We start from the raw sequence: 19,135 nt of genomic DNA, 5'->3' as shown, positions 1-19,135 counted from the left end.
TTATTTTCAGCTTAAGTAATTTTTGATTAATTTAGCAAGCTAACCTTAGTTCATTTGTCAAAATACCCTCTCATAGTTATATGTGTAGCACTGAATTTATTTAGATCTTCATTTCTGCTTAACGCTGAAGCTTGCTTGCATTCTGGCCGCATTAGTTTTTATATTGATGTAATTTTGTGACTGTTTTCTGGTTAGAATTAATGTTAAAAGATTTTATATCTTGTCTTGGGTATCTTTCTTTTTGATATTAGAAGAATTGATAATACAAAGATTCTAATAAAAGTTACTTAATTATTGCTTATGTGCTGCGCCAAATTAACTGTACTAATCTAGCCAAAGGTTATTCTCCAGGGAAAATAAGGGCAATAACAAACTACGCTTGATTAGATTTTCCTGCCTTTAAATAAATTAAGTTAATAGATAATATTTTTCCTCTCTAGTAATTCATTAACTAAAATAATGGTTACACACTAAAATAATTTTCAAATTCTATTGGATGAGGTCTATTATTTAGCTCTTTTACTTCGAGCCTTTTTAAGTTAATAAAAGCGTCTAATTGATGATCTGTAAAAACGCCAGTTGAAGTCAGAAATTTTCTATCTTTATCCAGCTCTTCTAGAGCTACATTTAAAGATCTAGCAACTTGAGGTGTTTTCTTTAGCTCTGATTCTGATAATTCATATAAATTTCTTTCATCCGCATCACCTGGTAAGATTTTATTTTTAATACCATCTAAGCCAGCTAATAACATAGCAGAAAAGGCAAGATAAGGGTTTGCAGTTGGATCTGGGAAACGCACTTCTATTCTCTTGGCTTTGCTTCCGGTTACACATGGTATTCTGATAGCGGCAGATCTATTACGCTCTGAATAAGCTAGAATAGTTGGAGCTTCGTAACCTGGTACTAAGCGCTTGTAACTATTGGTAGAAGAGTTAGTTAAAGCATTGAGAGCTTTAGCGTGTTTAATAATTCCTCCTATGTAATATAAAGCCTGCTCGGATAAGCCCGCATACTTATTACCAGCAAATAAATTTTCACCATTTTGCCATAATGATTGATGTGTGTGCATGCCGCTGCCATTATCATTATATACAGGTTTTGGCATAAAGGTTGCAGTTTTTCCGTAACTATAGGCCACATTATGCACTATATATTTATATTTTTGGATATTGTCAGCAACTTTAGTCAAGCTGTTAAACCTAATTCCCATTTCATGTTGAGCTGGCGCTACTTCATGATGGTGTAGTTCTGGTTCTAATCCAACTTCCGACATCACGTTTGAGATTTCTGCTCTAATATCAAATGCTGAATCAATTGGTGGGACAGGAAAATAACCTCCCTTTAATTTTGGTCGATGAGCTAAATTACCATTTTCTAAACTTTTGTCGGAGTTATTAGGGTGCTCTTCAGAATCTACGCTATAAAATGAGCTATAATTGCTATTTTTAAATTTTACATCATCAAAAATAAAGAATTCTAGCTCTGGTCCAAAAAAAGCTGTATCTGCTATGTTGGTTTCTTTAAGATATTCCTCTGCCAAAATTGCTGTGTGTCTTGGGTCTAAATCATAACCTTTAGCTGTATCTGGGCTATGTATATCACAGAAAATTATTAAAGTGGGATAAGCCGTAAAGGGGTCAATTAAGAAGCTTGAAAGATCAGGTTTAAGTAACATGTCTGATTTGTTAATATCTTGCCAACCTGCAATTGACGAACCATCAAATGATATGCCATTAGATAATAGATGTTGATCTACTATATTAGCGTTATAAGTTAAATGTTGCCATTTACCCTTAGGATCTGTAAATCTAAAGTCAATAAATTGGATGTTGTGTTCTTTAATTACTTTTGAAATTTTCTGCATACTATTAATTTAGTTAGATGCATATAATTTAATCAATAAAACTAATTTAGCAATCGAATTTTAGGTTAGATTAAATGCTTCTTTTGGGATATTGCATAATGGTTTGTTGCTTGGTATGGTTAAGCCTCTTTTTAGTAGGAATATACCATTTTTTGCTAGTAAATTAGCAAGGAACATTTGGTTTTTCATGGGAGGAAGAAATTTAACTTCATCGTTAATAAAAAATTGCTTTTCAATTGTAAAATCTAGCTTGTGCGCAAGTTTTATAAAGTCTTTAATAGTGCAAAAGTGAATATTCGGGGTATTGTACCACTCGTAAGCCAGGGTTTTTGTTACTGGCATTTTTCCTTTTATAGCTAAATGTAGACGATTTTCTATGTAGCCAAAATTTGGTACTGAAACTATGACATACTTAGCTATGCGCTGTAATTCTTTTAGAATTAAATTAGGATATTTTGTTGCTTGGAGAGTTTGACTTAAAATAGCATAATCAAAACTATTTGCTGGATAATTTCTTATATCATTATCCGCATCACCCTGAATTACCGCTAAACCTTTGGTTAGAGCCTTACTCACTAAATCAGGTTTAATTTCTATGCCCCTTGTAGCAATGTTTTTGTGATCTTTTAAGTGTTTTAGTAGATCGCCGGAACCGCAACCTATATCTAATACTCTGCTGTTCTTTTTAATGAGACTTGCAATAACTTTTAATTCTTCGCGCATTAATTTAAACCTTCTAGAAATCCTTGTAAAATATTAGAAAAATTTTCATTTTCTATTAGGAACGAATCGTGCCCTCTGTTACTTTTTATTTCGGCGAAGCTAACTTCTGCTCCTATATAATTTAAAGCGTGGAGTACTACTTTTGTTTCGCTAGTTGGAAAGAGCCAATCATCTGAAAATGATATTAAGCAGAATCTTACAGCTGTAGAATTTTTGAAGGCATCCGCAAGATTGCCGTTATGCTCTCCTTCTAAATCAAAATAATCCATTGCTCTAGTAATATAAAGATAAGAATTTGCATCAAAACGATCAACAAAATTAATACCTTGATGGTGTAAATAGCTTTCAATCTGAAAATCTACTTCGAATTTATATGATGGTTTAGCAGCGTTTTGGAAGTTTCTACCAAATTTTTCTGCTAGAGCATTTTCGGACAAATAGGTTACATGTGCAGCCATTCTTGCTACTGCTAAACCTTTGGCGGGAAAAGATTTTTTATTAATATAGTTTCCCTGATACCAATTTTGATCTGCCATAATAGCTTGCCTGCCAACTTCGTGAAAAGCGATATTTTGCGCTGTATGCCTTGATGCCGTAGCTATTGGTATGGCAGCATTTAGCATTTCAGGATATTTTGTTGCCCATTCTAATACAAGCATACCACCCATAGAGCCACCTATTGCAGCATGTAATTTTTTTATACCATAGATCTCTTCTAGAAATCTTTTTTGCACTTTAACCATATCTCCTATGGTAATAATTGGAAAATCTAAATTATATGGTTTTTTAGTTTGTTCATTTATCTCTTTTGGCCCAAGGGTACCCATACAGCTCCCAAGACTATTGGTGCAGATTACAAAATACTTATTTGTGTCGATGACTTTGTCAGGTCCAATTAGGTGGCTCCACCAGCCTAGTTTTCCTGTAACTGGGTGTTTGCTTGCAGCATATTGGTCTCCTGTCAGGGCGTGGCAAAGTAAGATGGCATTTGTTTTATCTTTATTTAATTTTCCGTAGGCTTGATATGCGACAGCTACATTCTTAATTTCAATATTTGCCGATAATAATATAGGTGTGGTTTTAGCTATATGAGCTATGTTACCAATGTTAAAGGGTAAGTAATCTTTGCCAAATAAGGATTTTTTTTGCATAAACCAAATTAAAATATTATAGATATGTTACACATCTTAGATAATATGCAAGAAAATGAAAGAGAAACTGGATAAAGTTAGACGCCAAATAGACTTAATAGACTACAAAATAATAGCATTATTAGAAAGTAGAATATCATTGGTGCAGCAAGTGGCACAGATAAAATCAGCAAATAATGAGCTTTCCTATATAAAGTCTAATAGAGAGGCTGAAATGATGAGGAAGCTCATAAAACATAGTGACAAAATACCCGCGCAGGTTGTAATTAGCATGTGGCGTTTAATTATTTCTTTTTCATTACAGCATGAAAAAGAGTTTAGGGCAAATTATTATGGTCAGGATAAAGAGAAGGTAACAAGATTAATAAGGGAGTATTTTTCAACTTTAACAAAAGTTAACAATATAGAAAAATTAGATGATAATTTTAACGATGAAGATTTGTTAATATTTGCAAACAAGGAAAAGGATATGTTTGAATTCTTACTTAAAAATCAAGAATATAAAATTTTTGCAAATCTACCTGATATTAATGAAGGGCAAGTATATTTTAAATTAAGTAATATCTTAGCGGCAGCAAAAATCAAGCCAGAGACCATCGCGTTTGACAGGGCTGTAGCAGCTGTTCCCGGATTATTAGGCGAAGATTTTGAAGGTAAATTATTATCTAAAAAAACCAAAGTTAAAGATGTTTATTACAATATATATGATCTCAGCAAAACAAATTATACCAAGCTAATGTTAAGTCCCAAAAAACAAGGTAACATAGCTTTCTTAGGCGGTTATATCAATAAGTTGTAAGAAATTAATGCTTGTATTACCAAATATTTGTTATATAAACTTTAGAGTTCGATCATCAAAAACGAGGAAATAATGATTAAAATCAAAAACATATTTTATCTATTTTTAATAACATTTAGTATTTCTTTATCTACTAATTCTACCGCCAAGGCATCAGGTAAATTTGTCACAATAGGTACAGGAGGAGTTACTGGAGTTTATTATCCTGCAGGTGGAGCAATATGTCGTTTAGTTAATCGTCAGCGAAAAAATCATGGTATAAGATGTTCTGTAGAATCTACCGGAGGTTCAATCTACAATCTAAATGCTTTAGAGCAAAATAATTTAGATTTAGGTGTGGTGCAGTCAGATTGGCAATATCACGCATATAATGGAACTGGCCCTTTTAGTGGGCAAGAAAGAAAGAATCTTAGAACCTTGTTTTCGTTACATACAGAAGTATTTACTATAGCTGTAAGAGAAGATTCTGGCATAGAAAAGCTTGGTGATTTAGTAAATAAAAGAGTTAATATAGGTAATCCAGGTTCTGGGGCAAGAGCAACTATGGAAGTGGTAATGAATGCTATGGGTTGGACCAAAAACACTTTTAAATTGGCATCTGAGCTAAAAGCATCCGAGCAACCTCAAGCGGTTTGCGACAACAAAATAGATGCAATGATTTACGCGTCCGGACATCCAAATGGAGTAATACAAGAAGTTACTACTTCATGTGGAGCTAGGTTGATTAGCATTACTGCTCCGGAAATTGACAACATCATCCAGTCAAGCCCATATTATGCTTACGCTATGATACCTGGTGGCATGTATGTTGGTAACACGGAGGATATCAAGTCGTTTGGTGTAAAAGCAACATTTGTAGCTACTGAGGACCTAGATTCTGATATAGCATACGAAATAGTAAAAGCTGTTTATGATAATTTTGACAGCTTCAAGACATTACATCCCGTTTTCCAATCATTAAATCCAGAAGATTTAATCCATGAGGGTAATACAGCTCCAATTCATGTGGGAGCCAAAAAATATTACCTTGAAAAAGGATTAGTTAAGAACTAGTTAAGTTGCTTTATGACAAAACAAAATACGCAAGATTTGCATGATTTAGTATTAGATAATGATACTGGAGCAAGAAGACCAAAAGGCTTTGTGCTCAAGCTATCCTTGTTAATTGCATTTAGCTGGTCTTTATTTCAACTATGGATTGCCTCTCCTTTGCCTTTTGTTCTGGCTGAAAATATTTCATTTTTTAAAATATTAGTTATTGATTCAACAAAATCTAGATATATTCATTTGTCATTCGCTTTAATATTAGTGTTTATTTCTTACCCAGCATTTAGTAGTTCCCCTAGGAGTAGGGTTCCTATTATTGACTGGGCTATTGCGATCATCGCTGTCTTTTCAGCCTTATATTTACTTATTTTTTACAACCAACTTTCCCAAAGAGCTGGAATGGCAACTAATTTTGATGTTGTTATTTCTCTTCTTGGAATAGTTTTTCTAATAGAGGCAACTAGAAGAGCTCTTGGACCTCCGCTTGCCGTAATAGCTACAATATTTTTACTATATACTTATGCAGGCCCTTACATGCCTGAAGTACTAATTCATAAGGGGCATAATCTTACTAAAATAGCGTCTCATCAATGGTTAGCAACAGAAGGGGTATTTGGTATTGCTCTTGGTGTCTCTACTAGTTTTGTGTTTTTATTTGTATTATTTGGATCATTACTAGAAAAAGCTGGAGCAGGAAATTATTTTATTAAAGTAGCTTTTGCTTTACTTGGTCATTTAAAAGGAGGACCGGCTAAAGCTGCAGTTTTATCTTCTGGTATGACTGGACTTATTTCTGGTTCTTCAATTGCAAATGTAGTAACCACTGGAACATTTACTATGCCACTTATGAAGAAAGTTGGTTTTTCCAGAGAAAAAGCTGGATCTGTTGAGGTTGCATCTTCAGTCAATGGTCAAATTATGCCACCAGTAATGGGAGCCGCAGCATTTTTAATGGTAGAATATATAGGTGTACCTTACATAGATGTCGTTAAGCATGCTTTTATACCCGCGGTAATATCTTATATAGCGCTGCTTTACATAGTTCATCTAGAGGCTGTGAAAAGCAATATGAAAACATTACCAAAAAGAAACAAGTCTTCACTTAGTACTACCCTGCTTAGAAGCCTTATTATTATAAGCTCGATCATAATTATGTCTGGGGTTTTTTTTTACTTGTTTAGTTTTTTACAAGACCAACTGGGCAAAGTAGGTATATTGGTGATTTCTCTAATGATAGCAGCTATATATTTGTGGCTAATTAAAATAAAAGCAGCATTACCTGATTTAGATGATGACCCAGATCATGAAATTACAGAATTACCTGAAGTTGGGCCAACAGTTAAAACTGGTTTATTTTATTTACTGCCAATAGCTGTTCTCATTTGGTGTTTGATGGTAGAGAGACTATCACCAGGTTTATCAGCATTTTGGGCTACAATTGCAATGATTATCATTATCTTAACACAAAGACCGTTAACTAACTATTTTCGTCAAAAGTCCAGTTATAAAGCCGCAATAGCAAGAGGTTTTAATGATTTATATCTGGGGATGATAACAGGCGCAAAAAATATGGCAGGAATTGGTGTAGCGACAGCAGCAGCTGGTATAATTGTGGGTACAGTAACACAAACCGGCATAGGTAATAAAATGACTGAGCTGGTTACTATAGTTGCAGGAAACTCAGTTATTCTTATGTTAATATTTACAGCGTTAATATGTATTATATTGGGTATGGGTTTACCAACAACAGCTAATTACATAGTAGTTTCAAGCTTGATGGCAACAGTAATAGTTGAAATTGGTAAGCAACATGGCATGATGATTCCTTTGGTTGCTGTGCATTTCTTTGTTTTTTACTTCGGTATAATGGCGGATGTAACGCCACCTGTTGGCCTTGCTTCGTTTGCAGCTGCCGCTGTGTCTGGTGGTGATCCTATCAAAACTAGTTTCCAAGCATTTTTATATAGTATGAGAACAATGATTTTACCATTTTTATTCATTTTTGATAATAGATTACTATTAATTGGAGTTGAAACTGTAATAGGAGCTGTAGCCATATTCTTGAAGTCTACAATTGCGATTTTAGTATTTACTGCTGCAACACAAGGCTACTTCATTGTAAAAAGTAAGCTAAGGGAGTCGGCATTATTATTACTAATATCATTCAGTATTTTTATACCAAAATTTTGGTTAGATAGAGTGGTTGACCCATATAATGTTTTTGAGCCAGGTCAAATATATCAAATGCTAGAAAATTTACCATCAAGAGAGCAAGTAAAAATCAAGCTAAATGGAATGGACTTTTTTGGTGATGAAAAAGAAACCTATATAAATGCCTCTTTTGCAAATTTAGCAACTGCAGAAGAGAAGCTAGATGATTATGGTATTTCATTATATGAAGAGAATTCCAGCATATATGTTTCAACTGTTAAATTTGGTAGTAAAGCCTATAATAGTGGTATAGAGATGGATTCAGAGATTATAAGTCTTAGCATTAAGAATAAACAACCTAGTGAGTGGTTTATATATATACCGGCAGCTTTGCTTCTATTATTAATTTACCTTCTTCAATCTAGGAGAAGAAACTTATCATTATTAAGAGAATAATATGTATAATAATATTTTATATCCTATAGATATTTTTGAAGAATCCTCATGGGAAAAATCACTGCCCATAATATTAGAATATGCTTCAAGTTTTGATGCTACAGTGCATATAATGACCGCAATACCAGATTATGGCATGGCATTAGTGTCACAATATTTTCCTAAATCTGCAATAGATAAAGTAGTAAAAAGTACCAAGGAGGAATTACATAAATTTGTAGAGGATAAATTTGGTGATAAGGAAATTAAAATTGGTAACATAGTGGTGAAAAAAGGTGGTGCTGTTTATCAATCGATAATAGATGTGGCTGATAAAATAGATGCAGATCTAATTTTAATATCTGCACATAGACCAGAATTAAAGGACTATTTATTAGGTCCTAATGCAGCAAAAGTTGTAAGACATTCTAAAAGATCAGTATTAGTCATGAGGTAACAATACCAAGATGGCACATGATTTAGTAACTACAGTAGAGCAAGATTTAAGTAAGGTTGCAAATTTAGTAAGAGATTACATAGATGATTTAATCGAAATAAATACAGCCCATAATGCAGTAAGCTTGCTACAACCAATGAGATATACAGCTCTTTCATCTGGTAAGATGGTTAGAGCATATTTAGTTTATAGTTTTTGCAAAATATTAAATGTTAGCTATGTAGCATTCCTAAAGATAGCAACAGCAGTAGAATTGGTCCATTGTTACTCGCTCATACATGATGATTTACCAGCAATGGATGATGATGATTTAAGAAGAGGTAAAGCATCTTGTCATAAAAAATATGATGAAGCAACAGCAATATTAGCAGGCGATGCATTACAGTCTCTAGCATTCGAAGTTATTACTAGCCACTCTATTTCGGATAATCCGCATAGCATTATTAAATTAACTTCAAATCTAGCAAAAGCTATTGGTTATAATGGCATGGCAGGAGGGCAATATTTAGATATTCTTGGAGAAGATGATACTATTGATAAGGTAATACATTTACAAACTTTGAAGACAGGTAAATTAATAGAATATTCCTGCTTAGCGCCAACTATTATTTCTAATCCAAATAAAAATGTAAAAATTGCCATAAGTGGATTTGCACATGATATAGGTCTTGCATACCAAATAAGAGATGATTTGCTTGATGTTCAAGGTAGTATTAAACAAACTGGTAAAAAAGTAAATAAAGACAGCAAAAAAGGAAAAAATAACTTAGTTACTTTCATAGGTGCTGATAGAGCAAACAGACAAATAGATATTTTAATAGAGCAAGCAAAGAAGCATTTAGATATCTTCGGTGGAAGGGCAAAGGATTTGTTGATTTTAGCAGATTATCTTCTGCACCGTGAGAGATAAAAATGTCCATAAGTGAGTTATATTGGTTTATTTTTTTTGACGAATTTATCAGTTCACTATTATTACCGTTAAATGAGAGATATGTACTTTCTACTACATTAATTTTAAATGAAGAAATAAACATATTATACTCTTATTTTTCCGCCTTCTTAGGAGCTATAGCAGGAGCCATAATGAATTTTCTTTTAGCCACCATAATATTGAATGGTTTTAACTTAAAGCTTAAGGTGGATAGAAAGATTAAAATTATAGTTATTTGTTCTCTAATATTATTACCGTTAAACTATTTTGGCCCTGTCTTCTCTAGTTTTGCAGCAACCATAAGACTAAAATTCAGACTATATTTATTAGTGATATGTATAATATATTTGGCATATTTTCTTACTTTATTTTTAGTGTAAATATAAATCAAGAACCTATAAAAATTTAAAATATAGCTCTTAATCTACTGTTATGATTTACGCAATATTATTAGATATTTTTGTGATATTTAAAATGAATTATAGCTTAGGTATTTTTATAAAATTCGTGATCTCCTTTATTCTACTAAATTTAATAAAGTCTCATGCTTTACTAGATTCTTAATAAACATATTTAATAAGAATGAAATTTCTGGATAATTGAAGTAGAGCTATATTAGCATGATTATAATATATGATAAATAGTTAATCTTATCGCCTAGCTTTTTGTTTGTTATTCTCAAGACATTTCTAATGTAAATGATAATTTATTTCAAGAAATTGCATATAAATTAAAAGATACTACAATTAGAAATAAAAAAGTTATTATGTTAAATGAGTTAAAATTAGCAAATGCTATTATATCAGGTGATGAAAAAAAAATTAAAGAACTTATTCAGAACGAAATAATTGACCTAAATTTTAGAGATAACTTAGGTATATCTGCTTTAGATTTAGCTATAGATAAGAAAAACATCAAAATAATAGATTATTTATTAGCAAGTGGAGCAGACTTTAGAAAATAACTAATGATAAATATTGGCAATTACAGATATTAAGAGGTGTGGATTCGGATATTAGCTTAACTACTATCAAAGAAAAAAAGAAGAGTGGATGCGTTATTAGCTAGATTTTATCTTCTTCATCTTGATAATCTCTAGACTCTATATCATTTTCATAATTATAATTTTCTAGGTCATAATTTTCATCATTATTATTTAAGGAATCTAAATCATAAGAATCACTTTGTAGGAGTTCTGCAACAAGTTCCTGGTATGGAAGTAGCCAATTTTCTGAATTATTACCAAACTTACTTTTAATTTTATTCATTATCTTCACAGTAAGCTCATTACTAGAGAGAATAGTTACTATATTTGTTAAATCTGCTAAATCCAATTCTGCAATAAGGCTATCAGTTCCATGCTTTAACATGAACTTTCGTTCATCATTAGATATTTCTTTGATTAAATCTGCCTCAAGATTATTTAATTTAAATAATTCTTGGTAATCAGCTCCTGAATTAGGATTTGGTAAAAATATTTTTGTTGCTATTTTTTCAATTAGTAAATCAGTTATATGAGAGTTTTTAATATCCTCTAATGATTCTGTCGCAAGTATAGCAACACAATTATTTTGACTTAATCGAACTAAAAAATCATTAATAAAATCGCTTAGAAATGGATTATCTAGAATTTTAAAGGCCTCATCAATTACTAATATAGTTGGCTTTCCATCTAAAGATTTTTCTAGATAATTCATAATATAGTAAGTAATAGGAACTAAAAGAGCTTTTATATTAGCTATATTAGTTAAGTCGAAGCCTATGATGTTATTTTCTTTTAATACATCATTATCATTGTCAAATATATTTGCCAGTCTACCATCATTTATCCAAAGTGAGAAGAAATCAGCATATTTACTATTTTTAAAATAATTTTGAATATCACTGAATTTAAGGTCCTCCTTAGTAGCTAATTCTTCAGCTATTTTTCTAATAATTTTGTTTTTATTAGGCTCTTGTATATATTTACCAGATTTTGTTTCTGACTTTTCAATCATTAAAAAGGACAAGAAATTTTGAATAAAATTCGGATTATTTTTAAATAATGAAAGAGGAGAAAATAAATTTTCAGTACTATTCTTATCAAGAGATATGTATTTTCCATCTAAAGCATTAATAAATATTTCACTACTATTAAAGAAATCTAGATAAATAATTCTAGGATTATATTTTGTTGACTGTGCTAATAAAAAATTGAGTAAAACAGTTTTACCAGTGCCTTCAGGCCCAACAATTAAGGAGTGACCATTGTCACCACAATGAAAGTTAAAGAAATATGGAGTTTTGTGATTAGTATAAAAAACTGATACAGCGTCACCCCATTTATTATCATTTCTTTTTCCTGCGGGAAAATTGGAAAGCGAAGCAAAACCAGCAAATTTACGGGTGTTGATTGCTCTTCTACGACAAATATAATAAAAATTACCTGGTAATTGTGACCAAAAACAATTTTCCATAAAAAGATCCTCTCTGATTATGACTAGGCCATAATTAGAGAAAATATCATTTATCCTGCGTATAGATTTCTCCAGGGACTCTTGATTATTATCAATCAGTGTTAGAGTAAGCTGATGCTCACCAAAGGAGGTTGGGCTATCTGTATTAGTTGCAATAATTTCTTCTATACCAGAAGTTTTAGCAAATTTACTATCACCACTAATTTCAAGTATATCACTTTGCTCAATAAAATCTAATTTTGCTGTATCTGCATTTACAAAATCAATAGTTTGGCACATGATAAATTCAAACGGGGCTAACAGAAATTTATCTAGCGATTTCAGAGATAACTCCCCATAATCTTTAATGGAAAAAATAGAAGCGTAATTTATTTCGTTGCCTCTCATTATTTGAAACATATTTTTTCCAAATACTATTTTACTCTTAGGAAGTTGATATGATAAGTCTTCATCCTTAATTTCGTAGTCACTTTCCTTTAGATTAAGGATTTTGCTAAAGAACCTTAGTTGTTCTGAGTAATATTTACCTCCCACCATCGAGATCTTAAGTTTTCTTGCACCAAAATCTTTTAAATCATTTATAAAATTATTAGTTAATGAGTTTAATAACTTTTTTTGCTTAGCAATAATTTTTTTTTCAGAGTTCTTTAATGAAAGAAAACTACAACATTTTAAAATATTTGCAAAATTAGTTAATCTATAAACTTTAGATTCAGTCAAAATTGATATATATAACTCATTTACATATTTGTTAGACCAATTATGCAAACTATTCCATGCACTATCAGCATGAGCACAAAAGCTATTTTGAAAATTAGGCTCTAAGCTAAGATCTTTTTTTCTTCTTACTGTATGTAACCATATAGCAAAATTATCTGTACTAACATGCTTTGAGATTGCGTTTTTTATGGATGTCCTTAAATCAACTTGCTTAGCTCCTACCAACTCAAACGCAAAACCTGTTATTTTTATGGTTTGAATTAAATTGCCATTTTTGGTTAATATTATGTCATCGCTGATGTGACATGCATATGGTATAAAGTCAGGGTTTAAATCTTGGAATTCTAGCTTATCGTTTAATATATCAGAAGGCATTTAATGCTATTTAACTGCTAGTTGAGAAGGTTGTTAAATAAAATAGTGAGAGCCAAAGGGCTCTCACTATGTGTGATTAAGAGAAAGTTTCAACTATTCACTACTGGCGTCAAGATCATCGTCGTTAGCTACCGCACATGCATCTATATCTAAGTCACCACCACCTAATGCAGTAACTATGCCAGTTGCACCAAATATAGCGCCTATACCTAGTGCTGTTGATATTGCTAGACCCCAAGATACTTTTCCCATAAATAAGGAAATACCAACGAACATAATAGCAAAAGCTGCGACACCTTTACCAATTGTTCCATTTAACATGGCAAGCATCTTACATAAGGTACTTTCTAGTGTGGTATATTCTGAGGCAATAGACTGATCTGTTAAAGCCAGCATCACAAAAAGCGATAAAAAAGCGGTTGAAAAAATGTTATTTATTGTGTTTTTGGACATGTATGTTACCTCAATTTAATTATATAATTAGTTAGCATGTTAATTTTAATAGTAAAATATTTTTTTTATTTTATTAATCTACCTGCGTTAACAATTAAACTGTAACATATTTGTAATACTAAATCTAGCTTTATATGAATTATCTAAATAAAAAACAAAAAAAACAACTTAAACCTCAGACAACATTAATTAGAGGGGGGCTAGAAAGATCAAATTATGGTGAAACAAGTGAGGCTTTATTTTTAAATTCTGGTTTTTGCTACAATGATGCTGAAACAGCCGAATCTAGATTTAATGGTGAAAACCCAGGTTATGTTTATTCTAGATATGTAAATCCAAATTTAAAAGCTTTAGAGGATAAACTTATACAAATTGAATCTGGAGCACAAGCGGCTTGTGTAATGGCAAGTGGTATGGCTGCAGTTTTTGGCTCGATAATGTGTCAAATTAAATCTGGTGATCATGTGTTAGCAAATAAAGTGTTGTTTGGTTCTTGTTATCACATATTAGCAAATATTCTGCCAAATTATGGAGTAGAAGTAGATTTTATTGATGCGGCTGATAATAATGCTTGGGAAAAATCATTTAAGCAAAACACAAAAGTGGTGTTTTTAGAAAGTCCAGCCAATCCAAATTTAGAATTAGCTGACATATCACATATAGCAAATTTATGCAAAGCTAATAATTCTTTTTTAATAGTAGATAATATTTTTGCTACACCCCTCTGTCAATCACCATTAGAATTAGGTGCAGATGCTGTTATATACTCCACTACAAAACATATGGATGGCCAAGGCAGAACCTTGGGAGGAGCTGTTATAGGCTCGGAGAATTTTATAAAAGAGACATTATTGCCATTTCATCGTCATACTGGTCCGGCATTGAGTCCATTTAATGCTTGGATAGTGACTAAATCTCTAGAAACCTTTGCTTTAAGATATGACTACCATGTTAAAAATGCAAAAAAAATAGCTGAATTTTTAGAATCTCACAAAAAAATAGCAGAAGTTATATATCCTGGCTTAGAATCGCATCCTCAATATCACTTAGCTAAAAAGCAAATGCGCTCTGGTGGGGCTATGATAGCATTTAAAGTGAAAGGTTCTAAGGCAGAATGTTTTACATTTGTAAACAAATTGGAAATCATTGATATTTCCAATAATCTTGGTGATTCTAGAAGTTTGATTACACATCCGGCAACGACTACACACTCTAATATAGCAGAAGAAGAAAGAGACATGCTAGGTATTACAAATAATTTGTTAAGATTGTCAGTTGGTATAGAAGATGTGGAAGACCTAATTGCTGATATTTCTGCAGCATTAGATTAATTAAAGATTTAAATTTGCTAGTTTATATAATTGCTCTATAAACATAATGTAATAATTACCTAAATATTATGGCTGGTCATTCAAAATTTGCAAATATAAAACACCGCAAAGCAGCGCAGGACTCTAAAAGAGCTAAAGTTTTTACTCGTTTAATTAGGGAGATAACAGTTGCGGCAAAATCTGGGGATGATGTGGATAGCAATCCAAGATTAAGGGCCGCTATAATAGCAGCGAAAGCTGCTAACATGCCCAAAGACAGAATAGAAAATGCAGTAAAAAAAGGAAGTGGTGGTGATATAGATGATAGCTATGAAGAGTTAAGATATGAAGGTTATGGCCCAGCAGGAACTGCTTTAATAGTAGAAGCGCTAACAGATAATAGGAACAGGACGGCGTCAGCAGTAAGAACAATATTCAATAAAAATGGGGGTAATTTAGGTGAAACGGGAAGTGTTTCTTTTATGTTTGAGCGTAAAGGAATATTGCGTTTTCCTAAAGATAATATAAATGAAGATGAAATTTTTGAATTAGCAGTAGAAGCTGGTGCTGATTCTGTTGATAATCTAGAAGAATTTTTTGAGATTAGCACTGAGACTGAAAATTTCGCTTTAGTTAGAGATGTGATATTAAAAAGATATGATAATCCAGAATTTATGGGTCTTGCATGGCTTGCGCAAAATAATCTTGAATTAGACCAAGAAAAGCTGGAGCAATTACACAAGCTAATTGACGCATTGGATGATGATGATGATGTGCAAGATGTATATGTTAATGTATAGCCTAGATGATAATATTAGGTATAGATCCAGCATTAAATAGGACTGGCTGGGGGGTAGTAGAAGTAAATAATGGTAATGTTTTGAGTTACATATCCTCTGGCATTATAGATGTTTCGCTAAATAAAGATCTAGGGCAGAAAATAAAAATCTTAGCAGCAGAGATAAAAAAAATTATTATTAAGTACAAACCCAGTGAAATTGCACTAGAGGAAACTTTTGTTAATAAAAATCCTGCAACATCGTTAAAGCTTGGTCATGCAAGAGGAGCGATTATGGTTAGCTGTTTAGAGTATAATGATAATTTGTTTGAATATAGCGCTACTTTAGTTAAAAAGTCAGTATCAGGTATGGGCAAGGCTGATAAAGATCAAGTTGCTAGAATGGTTAAGATGTTATTGCCTAAGGCGAGTTTTAATTACCATGATGAAAGTGATGCTTTAGCAGTTGCTATTACGCATTCGCAAATTAGTAAAATTAAGCGACTAACTAATTCATAAGCATTTATGCGCTCATGATTTTCTTTGGCCAATTAGTAATGTTTGCTTCTAATTTATTTTCTTGAAACTCTTTGTCTAAAATTAAAGATTTTTGAAATAAGTTTGATGCCTGTAAATCAAACATTTTACTAATACTTTCTTTCCAGTAATCTCCGTCTTGAGAAATGATCATTTTAATTCTATTTTCTAAATAAGATTCAAGATTTTTTGCTGAGATATTGAATTGACTTAATATGAAATCAGCATAGTTATTTATTGATTTGTTAGGAAGTTTAACTGCTATTTCCCCAATCAGAGCTCTAATGCTATATGGATTAACATGATTATAATTAATATGAATATCAGTTAAAGCTTGCTGTAATTTTTTAAATTGATGTTTTTCTAGTAAATCTAAAGAAAAGTCGTAAACTTTAGTTAGGGCATTAAAATTGAGTACATAATTGCCGCTTATGTTCATATTTTCCATAAAAATTCTCCTTGTTGGGCTAAAGACAATAAGGTTTTAAAATTTAAAAAGCAAATATGATTTATTTTATAGTAAACTTAATAAAGTTTATTGCAAAAATAACTGATTATTGTTAAAAAAAGTATAAATTACACAATTATAACATGACTAAAATGCGTACAGAAACAGATTCACTAGGTGAAGTAAAGGTAGATAATAGCAAATATTGGGGAGCACAAACTGAACGTTCTCTAGAAAATTTTAAAATTGGTATTGAAAGAATGCCAAGTTCATTGGTAACGGCTTTAGGGATTTTAAAAAGAGCGGCAGCAGAAACTAATGCTGAGCTTGGAGTGTTAGAAAAAGACATTGCTAACTCGATAGTGAGTGCTGCTAACGAGGTTATATCTGGAGAGTTGATTGATCATTTTCCTCTAGTAGTATGGCAAACAGGATCGGGTACCCAAAGTAATATGAATGTTAATGAGGTAATCTCAAATAGAGCAATAGAAATGTTAGGAGGGGTATTAGGCTCTAAGCAACCTATACATCCAAATGACCATGTTAATTGTGGGCAATCATCAAATGACACTTTTCCAACCGCTATGCATATTGCAGCAGCTATGGAAATTAACAACTCACTATTGCCGGCATTAGAGCAGCTAGAAGAGTCATTAGTTGCTAAGCAAAAAGAATTTGAGCATATTATTAAAATAGGTAGAACACATTTACAAGATGCTACACCTCTTACTTTAGGACAAGAATTCTCTGGTTATGTAACGCAAGTAAAATATGGTATTGCAAGAATTAAAAGAGTGTTACCAAATATTTATCAGTTAGCTCAAGGTGGTACAGCGGTAGGTACTGGTTTAAATGCAAAAGTTGGCTTCGCTGAAAATTTTGCGCAAAAAGTGGCGGAAATAACAAATTTACCTTTTGTTACCGCTGAAAATAAATTTGAAGCGTTGGCAGCGCATGACGCAATAGTTGAAGCTAGCGGTGCTTTAAATACTATAGCAGTTAGTTTAATGAAAATAGCTAATGACATAAGATTGTTAGGTTCTGGTCCTAGATCTGGTTTAGGAGAATTGTCATTGCCGGCTAATGAACCGGGTTCATCAATTATGCCTGGCAAAGTTAACCCTACGCAATGTGAAGCTTTAACAATGGTTGCAGCGCAAGTAATGGGCAATAATACAACTATTTCGATCGCTGGCTCTAATGGCCACTTTGAACTTAATGTTTTTAAACCTGTGATGATATATAATTTATTGCAATCAATTAAATTAATAGCAGATGGCGCGGTAAGTTTTAGTGAAAGATGTGTAGATGGCATAACAGCAAATCATGACAATATTAAGGCTTTGATGGAAAAATCTTTAATGCTTGTTACTGCTTTAAATCCGCATATAGGTTATGACAATGCGGCTAAAATAGCAAAAAACGCGCATGAGAAGGGTTTATCATTAAAAGAGTCAGCATTAGAATTGAAATTACTTACTGCGGAAGAGTTCGACTTATGGGTTTTGCCAAAAAATATGATAGGTCCTAAAGATTAAAGAATATGATAGGCTATTTACAAGGCATAATATTAAATTTAAATAATGATCACATCCTACTTAATGTTAATGGAGTTGGTTATAAGGTATATTTGCCAACTAGATTATTAGCAAATATAGCGGAAAATGATAAAGTTTCTTTTTTTATTCACACGGCGGTCAAAGAGGATGATATTTCTTTATTTGGTTTTTTAAGCAGTGAGGATAAAAAAGTTTTTTTAGAGTTAAATAAGGTTAGTGGAGTTGGAGCCAAAACTGCATTAGCAATTTTAGGCTTAATGACAGCAACAGAAATAATTGATGCTATTAGTTTTGAGGATAAAGCTGCTTTGACTAGAGTCTCTGGCATTGGGCCAAAAGCAGCTCTTAGAATAATAAATGATTTAAAGGATAGGATTGGTAAAATAAATATTGGTGCAATAAATACAGTTTCTAGCAAGCTGGAGACAAAAGCGTTAGCTAGCAACCATAACAACTTGTTACGAGATGCGTTATCTGCGCTTGAAAATCTGGGTTATCAAAGAGCCAGTATTATAAATATTGTCAAAGATATTACAAAAGAAGAAAGTGACTTATCAAGTGTTATTACTCAAACATTAAAAAAATTAGCTAAGTAAAATGAAAGATAGAGAAGTTATTAATCCAGATGAGCAACTAGAAGATAAGGTAGGTAACATATTACGCCCCTCTTATTTAGATGATTTTATTGGTCAAACTAAAGTTAAGCATAATTTACACATTTATATAGATGCTGCGAAAAAGCTTGATTCTGCAATTGATCATATCTTATTTTATGGTCCGCCCGGACTTGGTAAAACCACTTTAGCCGCAATTGTTGCTAAAGAATTACAGGTTAATTTCAAAGCCACATCAGGTCCTATATTAACTAAATCTGGTGATTTGGCTGCAATATTATCTAATTTAAACCAAGGTGATGTGTTGTTTATTGATGAGATTCATCG

At 32.2% G+C, this 19,135-nt stretch carries 18 protein-coding genes; 12 read left to right on the top strand and 6 right to left on the bottom strand.

What is annotated here, in order from left to right:
• Positions 1-463: 463 nt before the first annotated feature.
• Genes glnA through HOH73_05495 form a run of 3 tightly spaced genes read right to left on the bottom strand, consistent with a single transcriptional unit; the run spans position 464 to position 3,738 of the window.
• Positions 464-1,873 (bottom strand): type I glutamate--ammonia ligase, encoded by a 1,410-nt coding sequence (gene glnA / locus HOH73_05505; protein MBT5828313.1) that lies wholly within the window; start codon positions 1,871-1,873, stop codon positions 464-466.
• A 51-nt stretch (positions 1,874-1,924) separates the two neighbouring features.
• Entirely contained in the window at positions 1,925-2,587 is a 663-nt protein-coding gene (gene metW, locus HOH73_05500) for a methionine biosynthesis protein MetW (protein MBT5828312.1), read from the bottom strand.
• Positions 2,587-3,738: a homoserine O-acetyltransferase gene (locus HOH73_05495; GenBank protein ID MBT5828311.1), complete on the bottom strand. Its 1,152-nt coding sequence runs from the start codon at positions 3,736-3,738 to the stop codon at positions 2,587-2,589. Before HOH73_05495 ends, metW begins: the two co-directional genes overlap by 1 nt.
• Positions 3,739-3,793: 55 nt before the next feature.
• Between HOH73_05495 and HOH73_05490 the strand changes: the two genes are divergently transcribed.
• The 6 genes from HOH73_05490 (at position 3,794) to HOH73_05465 (ending at position 10,522) form a co-directional block, all read left to right on the top strand.
• On the top strand, positions 3,794-4,537 hold the full coding sequence (locus HOH73_05490; protein MBT5828310.1) for a chorismate mutase: 744 nt from the start codon (positions 3,794-3,796) through the stop codon (positions 4,535-4,537).
• Between the two features lie 72 nt (positions 4,538-4,609).
• Entirely contained in the window at positions 4,610-5,590 is a 981-nt protein-coding gene (locus tag HOH73_05485; protein MBT5828309.1) for a TAXI family TRAP transporter solute-binding subunit, read from the top strand.
• A 12-nt stretch (positions 5,591-5,602) separates the two neighbouring features.
• Positions 5,603-8,191: a TRAP transporter permease gene (locus HOH73_05480; protein ID MBT5828308.1), complete on the top strand. Its 2,589-nt coding sequence runs from the start codon at positions 5,603-5,605 to the stop codon at positions 8,189-8,191.
• Position 8,192: 1 nt separating this feature from the next.
• Complete coding sequence (locus HOH73_05475; GenBank protein ID MBT5828307.1) at positions 8,193-8,627, top strand: universal stress protein; 435 nt, start codon at positions 8,193-8,195, stop codon at positions 8,625-8,627.
• Positions 8,628-8,637: 10 nt separating this feature from the next.
• Positions 8,638-9,537, top strand: a complete 900-nt coding sequence (locus HOH73_05470) for a polyprenyl synthetase family protein (protein MBT5828306.1) — start codon at positions 8,638-8,640, stop codon at positions 9,535-9,537.
• Between the two features lie 787 nt (positions 9,538-10,324).
• A complete protein-coding gene (locus tag HOH73_05465; GenBank protein ID MBT5828305.1) occupies positions 10,325-10,522 on the top strand; it encodes a hypothetical protein in 198 nt (65 codons plus the stop codon).
• Between the two features lie 100 nt (positions 10,523-10,622).
• Here the strand turns inward: HOH73_05465 and HOH73_05460 are convergent, their stop codons facing one another.
• Complete coding sequence (locus HOH73_05460) at positions 10,623-13,109, bottom strand: hypothetical protein (protein MBT5828304.1); 2,487 nt, start codon at positions 13,107-13,109, stop codon at positions 10,623-10,625.
• A gap of 93 nt (positions 13,110-13,202) precedes the next feature.
• Positions 13,203-13,562, bottom strand: coding sequence for a TrbC/VirB2 family protein (locus tag HOH73_05455; GenBank protein MBT5828303.1), 360 nt, complete (start codon positions 13,560-13,562; stop codon positions 13,203-13,205).
• Between the two features lie 134 nt (positions 13,563-13,696).
• On the opposite strand from HOH73_05455, the gene HOH73_05450 reads away from it, so the two are divergent.
• The 3 genes from HOH73_05450 (at position 13,697) to ruvC (ending at position 16,169) form a co-directional block, all read left to right on the top strand.
• The gene (locus HOH73_05450) at positions 13,697-14,893 is read left to right on the top strand and encodes an aminotransferase class I/II-fold pyridoxal phosphate-dependent enzyme (protein ID MBT5828302.1); all 1,197 of its coding nucleotides are present in this window, start codon (positions 13,697-13,699) and stop codon (positions 14,891-14,893) included.
• 68 nt (positions 14,894-14,961) lie between these two features.
• Positions 14,962-15,672, top strand: a complete 711-nt coding sequence (locus HOH73_05445) for a YebC/PmpR family DNA-binding transcriptional regulator (GenBank protein ID MBT5828301.1) — start codon at positions 14,962-14,964, stop codon at positions 15,670-15,672.
• A 5-nt stretch (positions 15,673-15,677) separates the two neighbouring features.
• Positions 15,678-16,169, top strand: coding sequence for a crossover junction endodeoxyribonuclease RuvC (ruvC, locus tag HOH73_05440; protein ID MBT5828300.1), 492 nt, complete (start codon positions 15,678-15,680; stop codon positions 16,167-16,169).
• A gap of 4 nt (positions 16,170-16,173) precedes the next feature.
• On the opposite strand, the gene HOH73_05435 is transcribed toward ruvC, so the two are convergent.
• Entirely contained in the window at positions 16,174-16,635 is a 462-nt protein-coding gene (locus HOH73_05435) for a hypothetical protein (protein MBT5828299.1), read from the bottom strand.
• 143 nt (positions 16,636-16,778) lie between these two features.
• Here HOH73_05435 and fumC point away from each other — a divergent pair, with 143 nt between their 5' ends.
• The 3 genes from fumC to HOH73_05420 form a co-directional block, all read left to right on the top strand.
• Positions 16,779-18,173 (top strand): class II fumarate hydratase, encoded by a 1,395-nt coding sequence (gene fumC / locus HOH73_05430; protein ID MBT5828298.1) that lies wholly within the window; start codon positions 16,779-16,781, stop codon positions 18,171-18,173.
• 5 nt (positions 18,174-18,178) lie between these two features.
• Entirely contained in the window at positions 18,179-18,790 is a 612-nt protein-coding gene (gene ruvA / locus HOH73_05425) for a Holliday junction branch migration protein RuvA (GenBank protein MBT5828297.1), read from the top strand.
• 1 nt (position 18,791) lies between these two features.
• Positions 18,792-19,135 (top strand): AAA family ATPase (locus HOH73_05420; protein MBT5828296.1); only part of this gene is annotated, 344 nt, incomplete at its 3' end.

It is taken from the genome of Alphaproteobacteria bacterium (genome assembly GCA_018667735.1).
In the GTDB taxonomy this organism is placed as follows: domain Bacteria; phylum Pseudomonadota; class Alphaproteobacteria; order Rickettsiales; family JABIRX01; genus JABIRX01.
The sequence above is the reverse complement of the archived record's forward strand: the minus strand, read 5'-3'. Positions and strand labels throughout refer to the sequence as shown.